The sequence below is a fragment of the Mesorhizobium sp. WSM4846 genome (assembly GCF_055811415.1).
In genome coordinates, this window is sequence record NZ_JBVVPZ010000083.1 from 1 (window position 1) to 8,698 (window position 8,698).

General features: G+C 63.0%; 12 protein-coding genes and 1 tRNA gene. 8 read left to right on the forward strand and 5 right to left on the reverse strand.

What is annotated here, in order from left to right; genetic code table 11:
- The first annotated feature begins 110 nt into the window (after positions 1–110).
- Positions 111–710, forward strand: coding sequence for a YdeI/OmpD-associated family protein (locus tag AC0L15_RS32890; protein WP_287250320.1), 600 nt, complete (start codon positions 111–113; stop codon positions 708–710).
- 162 nt (positions 711–872) lie between these two features.
- Complete coding sequence (locus tag AC0L15_RS32895; RefSeq protein ID WP_287250322.1) at positions 873–3,020, forward strand: EAL domain-containing protein; 2,148 nt, start codon at positions 873–875, stop codon at positions 3,018–3,020.
- Between the two features lie 69 nt (positions 3,021–3,089).
- Here the strand turns inward: AC0L15_RS32895 and AC0L15_RS32900 are convergent, their stop codons facing one another.
- The 3 genes from AC0L15_RS32900 to AC0L15_RS32910 all read right to left on the reverse strand — a co-directional run bounded on the left by AC0L15_RS32900 (position 3,090) and on the right by AC0L15_RS32910 (position 3,951).
- Positions 3,090–3,419, reverse strand: a complete 330-nt coding sequence (locus AC0L15_RS32900; protein ID WP_287052810.1) for a GYD domain-containing protein — start codon at positions 3,417–3,419, stop codon at positions 3,090–3,092.
- A gap of 161 nt (positions 3,420–3,580) precedes the next feature.
- A complete protein-coding gene (locus tag AC0L15_RS32905; RefSeq protein ID WP_027155385.1) occupies positions 3,581–3,763 on the reverse strand; it encodes a DUF3606 domain-containing protein in 183 nt (60 codons plus the stop codon).
- 114 nt (positions 3,764–3,877) lie between these two features.
- Positions 3,878–3,951: transfer RNA gene (locus AC0L15_RS32910), tRNA-Gln, on the reverse strand.
- A 73-nt stretch (positions 3,952–4,024) separates the two neighbouring features.
- Here AC0L15_RS32910 and AC0L15_RS32915 point away from each other — a divergent pair.
- The gene (locus AC0L15_RS32915; RefSeq protein WP_473498374.1) at positions 4,025–4,453 is read left to right on the forward strand and encodes an ester cyclase; all 429 of its coding nucleotides are present in this window, start codon (positions 4,025–4,027) and stop codon (positions 4,451–4,453) included.
- A gap of 93 nt (positions 4,454–4,546) precedes the next feature.
- Positions 4,547–4,825 (forward strand): hypothetical protein, encoded by a 279-nt coding sequence (locus tag AC0L15_RS32920; protein WP_287250323.1) that lies wholly within the window; start codon positions 4,547–4,549, stop codon positions 4,823–4,825.
- A 29-nt stretch (positions 4,826–4,854) separates the two neighbouring features.
- Here AC0L15_RS32920 and AC0L15_RS32925 read toward each other — a convergent pair whose 3' ends face one another.
- Entirely contained in the window at positions 4,855–5,340 is a 486-nt protein-coding gene (locus tag AC0L15_RS32925) for an Lrp/AsnC family transcriptional regulator (RefSeq protein ID WP_287250325.1), read from the reverse strand.
- 155 nt (positions 5,341–5,495) lie between these two features.
- Here AC0L15_RS32925 and AC0L15_RS32930 point away from each other — a divergent pair, with 155 nt between their 5' ends.
- Positions 5,496–6,242 (forward strand): tryptophan 2,3-dioxygenase family protein, encoded by a 747-nt coding sequence (locus AC0L15_RS32930; protein ID WP_128170516.1) that lies wholly within the window; start codon positions 5,496–5,498, stop codon positions 6,240–6,242.
- Between the two features lie 273 nt (positions 6,243–6,515).
- Positions 6,516–6,950 (forward strand): DoxX family protein, encoded by a 435-nt coding sequence (locus AC0L15_RS32935; protein WP_023803843.1) that lies wholly within the window; start codon positions 6,516–6,518, stop codon positions 6,948–6,950.
- A 51-nt stretch (positions 6,951–7,001) separates the two neighbouring features.
- Here AC0L15_RS32935 and AC0L15_RS32940 read toward each other — a convergent pair whose 3' ends face one another.
- Complete coding sequence (locus AC0L15_RS32940; protein WP_023803842.1) at positions 7,002–7,307, reverse strand: hypothetical protein; 306 nt, start codon at positions 7,305–7,307, stop codon at positions 7,002–7,004.
- A 353-nt stretch (positions 7,308–7,660) separates the two neighbouring features.
- Here AC0L15_RS32940 and AC0L15_RS32945 point away from each other — a divergent pair, with 353 nt between their 5' ends.
- Positions 7,661–8,065 carry a hypothetical protein gene (locus tag AC0L15_RS32945; protein ID WP_287176249.1) on the forward strand — a complete coding sequence of 135 codons (405 nt, stop codon included), beginning with the start codon at positions 7,661–7,663 and terminating at the stop codon, positions 8,063–8,065.
- Between the two features lie 79 nt (positions 8,066–8,144).
- Positions 8,145–8,693 (forward strand): terminase large subunit domain-containing protein, encoded by a 549-nt coding sequence (locus tag AC0L15_RS32950; RefSeq protein WP_287292263.1) that lies wholly within the window; start codon positions 8,145–8,147, stop codon positions 8,691–8,693.
- The last annotated feature ends 5 nt before the right edge of the window (positions 8,694–8,698 follow it).

An 8,698-nucleotide genomic window follows, 5' to 3' on the forward strand; every position in this document is an offset into this window, starting at 1 on the left:
GGGGGGTGCTTCGCGCCGGCCTTGCAACAAGGCCACTGTTGCTCCATTCGATCGGAGCCAAGCAGCGACAAAGGAGAACCGATGACGACCACACAAAGGCGGACCCGCTGATGGCGTCGGTCGAGGTCGACCCCGCCAAGGTCCGCGAATTCAGCGATGCCGAGAGCTTCTACACCTGGCTCGGCAAGCATCACGACACCGAGACAGAAATCTGGATCAAGATGCACAAGGTCGGTTCGGGACTGCTTTCGATCACGCCCAAGGAGGCCATCGACGTCGTGCTGTGCTGGGGCTGGATCGATGCCGTGCGCAAGGGGCTCGACGACAAGAGCTATTTGCAGCGCTACACACCGCGCGGCAGGAAGAGCATCTGGAGCCAGATCAACGTCGACAACGTCGCCCGGCTGATCGAGGCGGGCCGGATGACCGAGCATGGGCTCAAACAGGTCGAGGCGGCGAAGGCCGACGGGCGCTGGGCGCGCGCCTATGCAAGCGGCAAGGACATGAAAATCCCCGCGGATCTGCGGGCCGCAATAGACGCCGAGCCCGAGGCAAAGGCGATGCTGGCAAGGCTCAGCGCGCAGAACCGCTTCGCGCTCGCCTTCCGCATCCACAACATGAAGACCGAGGCTGGCCGCGAGAAGAAGATCGCCGCCTTCGTCGAGATGCTGAAGCGCGGTGAGGCGATCTACCCGCAAGGCAAGAAGTGAGGCTGGCGCCGTCGCGGCTGTGGCTGCCGTTTCGGCAAAGTTCCCGCCTCGTGGGTGTCAGGGTGAGAGAAATTGGCCGTCCACCCCGGCCGCTGCGCAGTAACGGTTTCTTCTTTGCTTTTGCCACACAATGGCGGCGACGAGGCGGGCGAAGTCCAGAGCATGGCCGAAAAGAAAAATCGCGACGGGGAGTTCTGGGAACTGGCGCTCGAACGCGCGCATCTTGGCGTCTGGGACTGGGATCTCGCGAGCGGCGACTGTTTTTACTCGGCGATGTGGTTGCAGATGCTCGGCTATGGCGAGGGTGAGCTTGCGGAGACAAGCGATCTCTGGTTGCAGCTGACGCATCCCGACGATCGCGAGCGGGCGGTGGCCAGCGGGGAACGCCACATTGCCGGCCTGACCGATTCGATCGAAACCGAGCTCAGGCTGAAGCACAAATCCGGTCACTGGGTATGGGTTCTCGATCGCGGCGGAGTGGTCGAACGCGACGCCGAAGGCCGGCCGGTCAGACTGATGGGCGTCCAGACCGACATCACCAAGCAGAAGCAGGCGGAAGCAGAGCTTGAACAGGTCAACGTCCGCTTTCGCCTGGCATTGGCGGCCAGCGGCACCGGCATCTGGCACCACGATCTCGCCGCACGCAAAAGCTACTGGGACAAGCGGACGCGGGACATCTACGGGCTTGTCGCCGACACCGACGAAGTGTCGCAAGACCTCTGGCACAGCTATCTGCATCCGGACGACCGGGCCGACGCCGAGCGGGCCCATTTGGCGCCGCTGCAAACCCAAAAGGTCGTCGCCGTGCAATACCGCATCATCAAGCGGGACGGCGAAATCCGACATCTCGAATCGCTGATACGGTTCGCCGACGCCCAGTCGTCGGGCCAGATCCTGGGCACGGTGCGCGACATCACCGAGGCGAAGCAACGCGAGCAGGAGCTTGCCCATGCGGCCCGCCATGACGCGCTGACCGGCCTTTTGAACCGCGCCGCTTTCGACCGGCTGCTGGCCGAGCACATCGCAACGGCGCACCGGCTCGCGGTGTTCTACGTGGATCTCGACTACTTCAAGGCACTGAACGACTTCGCCGGCCACGCCGCCGGCGACCTTGCCCTGAAGAGCGTCGCCGAGCGCATTCTGGGCTGTCTGCCGCCGTCGGTGCACGCCGCGCGCCTCGGCGGCGACGAGTTCGCGCTGCTGGTGCCTGACTGCGACGCTGTGCAAGCCGAGCGTCTCGCCGGCGCCGTACTCGCGGCGGTTCGCGATGCCGACCTCGGCTCGACGGCGGCGTCGCGCAAGCTCGCGGCCAGCATCGGCATCGCCTTTGTCGCCGATGCGAATACCGCAGTGGCCGACGCGCTCGCCTGCGCCGACGACGCCTGCTATTCAGCCAAGGCTGCCGGGCGCAATCGCTTCGCGGTGTTCTCGCCCGAGACGACATCCGGTTCCAGCGGCCTCAATGCGGCGCGGCTGGCCGCCGACACCGTCGACGCCATGGCGGACGGAAGGCTGAAACTGTTCGGCCAGGAAATCCACCAGCTCGGAAAACCCTGGCAAGAAAGCCGCCATGTCGAGGTCCTGGCGCGGCTCGCCGGGCGCAACGGGCGGCTGATCCCGCCGGGCGAGTTCATCCCGGCGGCGGAGCGGTTCGGCGTCGCCTCGCGGCTCGACCGCTGGATCATCAGGACGGCGCTGTCGCTTCATGGTCCGGCGCTGAAGTCAGGGGCGCTGATGCTCGGCTTCAACCTGTCGGCGCAGACGCTGAGCGACCCGCAGCTTTGGGATTTCGTCGACGCTGTCATCGCCGAGACCGGGGCGCCGCATTCCGGCATCGGCTTCGAGATCACCGAAACCGCCGCGGTCACCAATTTCGCAGCTGCCGAGCAGTTCGTCGGCAAGGCGCGCGAGCGGCGCTGCCGCGTCAGCCTCGACGATTTCGGGGCGGGCATGAGCTCGTTCGAATATCTCCGGCGCTTTCCCGTCGACACGATCAAGATCGACGGTTCGTTCATCGAGCATATTGCCGATAGCCGCTTCGACCGCGAAATCGTCTCGGCGATATCGGGCATCGCCAGGAGCCTCGGCTGCTCCGTGGTGGCGGAGAAGATCGAAGCGCAGGATGCGCTCGACATCCTCGCGGATATGGGCATTGACTTCGGCCAGGGATTTCTGCTGCACCGGCCGGAGCCGCTGCAAGCGATCGTGGCGCGGGCGTGCGCGACCCGGGTGAGCGCGACGCAAGCGGGCGTGTCCCGGGTGAGCAAGGCACGGGCGAGCGCGCCGGCACCAGCCGGGCAGCGAGCCTAGCCCGGATCTCTCCGGGCTAGCCGGGCGAAAAGTCCGCAAAACCGTTCCGGCGCCTTGATGCGCGACTGGTCAGGACTTTCCCGGCGGGCGATAGCGGACCGACTTCGCCTTGCCAAGCGCTTGCATCGTCTCTTCGACGCTCAGGAGGACGGTGGTCTCGTACGAACTGAGCGCTCCTCCCGCACCAATGGCAAGCATGACAGATGCCATTGAAACGTTGTCGGGCGCCTCCCACAGGTTCCAGCCATCGTGCTCTCCGAAGCCGTACCAGAACCCGTGCAGCTTTCCGCCCACCGATTCGATGTAGGTGCGGGCTGCCTCGCGTCTATCCTCGGGGTTTTCGATCAGGCGCGTCCAGGTCTCGGGCGTATAGCTGAATCGTGAGAGATACATGGGCATGGTTCGCCTCCAGGGCCGCCGATCCCCCAGCAGCTCGGCGTCGAGGGGATCGAGGGGGCTGGCGCCGAGCCTGACCGGCTTGGTTGGTTCACCGGCTGACAGAATATGCGCTCAGGCTAATATAATCGCAACACCTATCCTGCAGGCGCCGCCGATGCGGATCAGGCGTTGCGGCTCGCCATATGCGCGTCGAGCTTCTTTCTCGAAGGCCCGTACCGCTTGATGATGGTCGCGGCCTCGCTCGGCGGTATGCCATATTTTTTCGCAAACGCCGCTACGTCGTAAGGCTCCTCGCCGGCGGCCGGTTTGCGGTCCTGCTTGCTCCTGGATTTGTCGTCGGCCATGTCGTCCTCCGTCATATCTGGTGGTTATAGGGTTGCTTGATCGGCCCGACCATCCTTGCCAGTTTGGGAAAGGAGGCACGCCGGTCTGACCGGTTGCCCCGACCGGTGAGCTGCTGGTTCCCGCTCATGGGCTCGAACCACGATTCACGCCTTCAAAGGGCGCTGTCCTACCATTAGACGAAGCGGGAATAGAGGAAGTGACGCTGTCTAGCACTTTCTCATCCGCGCATGAAGCTGCTTCATGTCATCATCGGCTTAAGCATGAGCTTCCAGCAGGGCCTTCTAGAGACGGGAGCAATCGCCGTGAGCAGAACCGACCTCTGTGACATCTACCGAGACTACATTGCCTGCCTGAACAAGCAGGACTGGCCGAAGCTGGGGCAGTTCGTTGATGATGAAGTGGTCCACAACGGCCGGCGGCTCGGTCTATCAGGCTATCGCAAAATGCTGGACCGAGACTTTGCTGAAATTCCGGACCTTTATTTCAACGTCCAGATGCTGATTTCCGATCCGCCCTATATAGCGAGCCGGCTCGGGTTCGACTGCACGCCGAAAGAAAGGTTCCTCGGCCTCCCTGTAAATGGGAGGAGAGTTTCCTTTGCCGAGAATGTTATCTATGAATTTGGGGACAAAAAGATTGCAGAAGTATGGTCTGTGATAGACAAGGCTGCCATCGAAGCCCAGCTTTAGCGCAGGAATGCTCGGCCATCGTTCCACGTTCCGATATGAACCACGGTATGAACAATGGCAGCTGCCTGTCTATCGCCTGTCAAGGACCCGGCCTTGACGCCTGAACACGCTGCCCCAGATTACGCGGCGGAGTTTTTAGAAATGCGATACGACTGGCAGGGGCGCAAATTCCTGGAACGGCATTTCGGCATTGTTATCGCAATTGGCCTGGCTGCAGGGCTGTCCGTGCTGGTCGCGCTGGGCTCACGCCTTAGAGACTGTTTGGAAACTCTACTCTACTCTGGCGGCCATCTGATGGCGTTTTCTGCGCTTCCGGTGCTCACGGACCAAAACGTCCGCTGCGCGCCGGTTCTCGAAACCACCACCATATGACTCGCCAGAGCGAATTTCGAAACAGTCTCTTAAGCCTCGGATTTAGCGCTCTGCTGCGCATGCCCCACGGCATTGGCGAAAGAAATGTCATCCTTGATCTCACGCATCGCCATCGAGGTGATCGTGCGGCGCACGCCGGGCAGGCGGCTGAGCTCGACGCGCAGCATCCTGTCCAGCGCCATCATGTCGACGGTCACGATCTGCAGGAGATAGTCGGCCTCGCCTGTGGTGGCATGGCAGCGCCGGATAAGCGGATGCGCCTGGACTGCAGCCTCGAAGGCTTCGGAGAGCTCGAAATCGATCGACACCTGGATGAAGGCTTCGATGCCGAAGCCGAGCTTGGCCGGGTCGACCCGCGTCGAGTAGCCGCGGATGATGCCGGTGTCCTCCAGCGCCTTGACCCGCTTCCAGCACGGCGTCTTGCTTAAGCCGACCTCGTCGGCGAGCACTGCGAAGGAGGTGCGCGCATCGCGTTCCAGTGCCGCGACGATCTTCCGGTCGACCGCATCCAGCATCACACGTTCTCGAAACATTCGCAATAGATGAACATTCGTCCTCCATTTTCTGGCATTTGGATAACACAAAGGAACAATGTTCAAGTGAAAAGCGACTAAACTGTGGGCTCGGACCGAACAGGGAGCCCTATGGGCCGGGCAAAGGAGCAGCTGCCATGCACAAGCCGGATTATTACGCCCGTATCGAAGCGCCCGAGATGCGCGACTATGGCGTCTACCTCAGCTGCGACAAACTACTCGCCTGCCAGAAGCCGCTGGCCGAGATGGTCAATGCCGACGAGCTGCAGTTCCAGATCGTCCACCAGGTCGAGGAGCTGTGGATGAAGCTCATCGCCTACACGCTGGTCGATGTCGTCGACTTCCTCGAGCAGCAGAACACCCATCGCATCGTCACGCTGATGGGGCGGGTGCATCGGCTGATGCGCCTGATGACGGCGCAGCTCGACCTGCTCGAAACCATGTCGCCCAAGGAATACCAGGAGATTCGGCTGCAGCTCGGCAACGGCAGCGGCCAGGAATCGCCGGGCTTCAGGCTCTTGCTGCGCATGCCGCCGGACCTGTGGCGGGCGTTCAAGGCGTCCTATCTCGATGGTCGCGGGCTCTCGGTCGAGGATGTCTACGATGTCAGCTATGATCACGGCGACAGCTATGTTGTCGCCGAGGCGCTGATCGAATTCGACGAGCTGTTCCAGAAATTCCGCGCCAATCATCTTTATCTCATCCACCGCTCGATCGGGCTCGGCTCGAAATCGCTCAAGGGCCGGCCGGTCGAACTGCTGCAGGCCGGCGCCCTGCATCGCTTCTTCCCGGAGCTGTGGGACATACGCTGCGACATGACCGACCGCTGGAGCGGCCAGTATGGGACTGTGCGGGCACCGATCAGCCACCACGCGGCCGAGTAGATCCAGGCTTGGGTTCCTCGCCCCGCGCGAAGCGGGGGGAGAGGTGGCCGCGAAGCGGCCGGAGAGGGGCCTTTTCTTTGCAGGCGCTGTCCCCCTCTCCGTCGCGGCTTCGCCGCGCCACCTCTCCCCCACTTTGGTGGGGGGCGAGGAACCCAGTCCTGCAGCGGCCTGGCTGCTTGCGCTGTCTCAGCCAGTATTCTCAGGGGATGATGTCGGGTTTGCGGCTGGTGCAACGTCCTTGGGGCGAAATCGGTCGCAACCCTGGAGGACGGCATGTCATCGGAAACCACCCAATCACCGGCTCAACCGCCGTGGCAGACCGCGGCAATCCTGACTGGCCGCTTGATCTTCGCAGCCGTCTTCCTCATGGCGGTGACCTTCAAATTCATCGACATGGGCGCCACCGCGGGCTACATCGCCGCTGCCGGATTTCCGTTCCCGCTGTTTCTGGCCTGGTGCGCGGCCGTGCTCGAAGTCGTCCTGGTGCTGTGCTTCCTGACCGGCGCCTTGTTCTCGCAGGCCGCTCTTGTCGCCGGCGCCTATGTGCTGTTCCTCGCCTTTGCCTTCCACGGGCCGTCGCACTGGGCCGGAAACCAGGCCGAGTTCGGCTTTTTCGTCGATCATTTTACCTTCCTGGCCGGGCTGCTGTTTGCCGCCGTGCATGGGCCGGGCCGTGTGCTGACCTGGAAGGCTGCACTGGCAAGGTGATCGTAGCTCGGGTGGAAAGTGGCGTTCCGATACGGCGAGGCGATCGCGACGTCACATCTGGTCGTTGTAGGGTTCCTTCATCTGGCCGACCATGCGCGCCAGTTTGGAGAAGGACGGCATGTCCGCCTCCGGCTGACACTGGTTCGCCAGCTCCAGCAGCCGGATCGGGAAGTTGACGGCATCGCGGCTCGAGGCCGACATGCCTTCGGAGCGCTCCTCGCTGGTCTCGCTGGCTTCGGCCTTGCGCAAGGCGATGTCTATCTCTTCGACCGTCAGCACGCCCTTGCGGACAAGGACCTGATTGATCGATGCGACGGCCATCAGCAGGCCCTCGAGTTGCAGATTGGCGACATTCATGGCTTTGCTCCCATTGGCAAATTGCAAACGCGCGAACACCGGTTCCGATCCCTGCACCATAGCGCGGCGCGCGGCCGAATTTAGGCCGGCCCGCGAGATTTCGCTTGCTTTGTGACGGCAGCTATGCTAGGAATATAGTCATGGTGCTGATTTGCGCCAACGACCCGCCCACCGAGGCGGGTTTTTTTTATATCAAGCCTTCTCACAAGTTCGTGCCTGTGTTGCCGATATCAAATGTCGGCGGGACAGCGCCCCCCTCTGTCCTGCCCGTCCTCCGCAGCAGCTGCGCTGCAGCTGCGGAGGGTGGACCGGACATCCCCGGCTTTCGCCAATCACCAGCATCGCGGTAGGCCATGGCCGAGAATCCTTTCGACGACGAACCGGCTGATGTGGCCGAACGCAAGCCGTCCGGCCGGCAGAAGCGAGCGAAAAGGACGCTGGCCGATGGGTTTCTGGACGCCATCCGCGCCGATTTCCGGGCGCATGGCGCCGGCGTCATCGCCGAGGTTCGCACCGAAAAGCCCGATCAGTATCTAAAGATCGTGCTGTCGGTGCTGCCCAAGGATCTGCATCTCAACATCAACAGTCTGGAAGCACTGAGCGATGACGAAATCAGGCAGCGCATCCGCGGCCTCGAAGCCGTCCTGCGGCCGTTTCTCGAAAAGTCTGGCGTCGCAGGACTCGCAAAGCCGGACCGCGACAGCGAAGACCGAGTATCTGAGCCTGCTCAGGGAATTGGACCGGAGGCGGCGCACTAACCAGCTTGCCGCCTACCGGCCTTACCCGCGACAGGCCGAGTTCCATGCGGCCGGTGCTGCCAACCGAGAACGCCTGTTCATGGCCGGCAACCAGCTCGGCAAGACAAGGGCCGGCGGCGCCGAATGGGCGATGCATCTCACCGGCCGCTATCCCGAGTGGTGGCAAGGCAAGGTTTTTGACACGGCCGTGCGGCTGTGGGCGGCGGGCGTCACCGCCGAGGGCACGCGCGACAACCCGCAGCGCATTTTGATCGGCCCGCCGCAGCAGCCGGCGGCGTGGGGCACCGGCATGATCCCGGCCGACGCCATTGTCAGCACCATCATGGGGCGCGGCGCGCCGCATGGGCTGGACAGCGTCGTCGTGCGCCATGGCGGCGGCGGTGATGTGCAGGCCGATGAATCGGTGCTGTCGTTCAAGAGTTTTGAGAAGGGCCGCGAAAAGTGGCAGGGCGAAACGCTGCACGGCGTCTGGTTCGACGAGGAACCACCGCTCGACGTCTATTCCGAAGGCCTGACCCGCACCAACGCCACAGGCGGCATCACCATAGTCACCTTCACGCCGTTGCTCGGCATGTCGGAAGTGGTGCTGTTGTTTCTGTCGGCGGAAGAGGTGGAGGGGATGGGGTGAGGGGA

Bases quoted from the DNA above. Each gene is read 5' to 3' on its own strand.
- AC0L15_RS32900 (WP_287052810.1), bottom strand. From the start codon at position 3,419: ATGCCCATGTATCTCTCACGATTCAGCTATACGCCCGAGACCTGGACG.
- AC0L15_RS32890 (WP_287250320.1), top strand. From the start codon at position 111: ATGGCGTCGGTCGAGGTCGACCCCGCCAAGGTCCGCGAATTCAGCGAT.
- AC0L15_RS32945 (WP_287176249.1), top strand. From the start codon at position 7,661: ATGGCCGAGAATCCTTTCGACGACGAACCGGCTGATGTGGCCGAACGC.
- AC0L15_RS32925 (WP_287250325.1), bottom strand. From the start codon at position 5,340: ATGCTGGATGCGGTCGACCGGAAGATCGTCGCGGCACTGGAACGCGAT.
- AC0L15_RS32905 (WP_027155385.1), bottom strand. From the start codon at position 3,763: ATGGCCGACGACAAATCCAGGAGCAAGCAGGACCGCAAACCGGCCGCC.
- AC0L15_RS32935 (WP_023803843.1), top strand. From the start codon at position 6,516: ATGTCATCGGAAACCACCCAATCACCGGCTCAACCGCCGTGGCAGACC.
- AC0L15_RS32915 (WP_473498374.1), top strand. From the start codon at position 4,025: ATGAGCTTCCAGCAGGGCCTTCTAGAGACGGGAGCAATCGCCGTGAGC.
- AC0L15_RS32930 (WP_128170516.1), top strand. From the start codon at position 5,496: ATGCACAAGCCGGATTATTACGCCCGTATCGAAGCGCCCGAGATGCGC.
- AC0L15_RS32940 (WP_023803842.1), bottom strand. From the start codon at position 7,307: ATGAATGTCGCCAATCTGCAACTCGAGGGCCTGCTGATGGCCGTCGCA.
- AC0L15_RS32895 (WP_287250322.1), top strand. From the start codon at position 873: ATGGCCGAAAAGAAAAATCGCGACGGGGAGTTCTGGGAACTGGCGCTC.
- AC0L15_RS32950 (WP_287292263.1), top strand. From the start codon at position 8,145: ATGGCCGGCAACCAGCTCGGCAAGACAAGGGCCGGCGGCGCCGAATGG.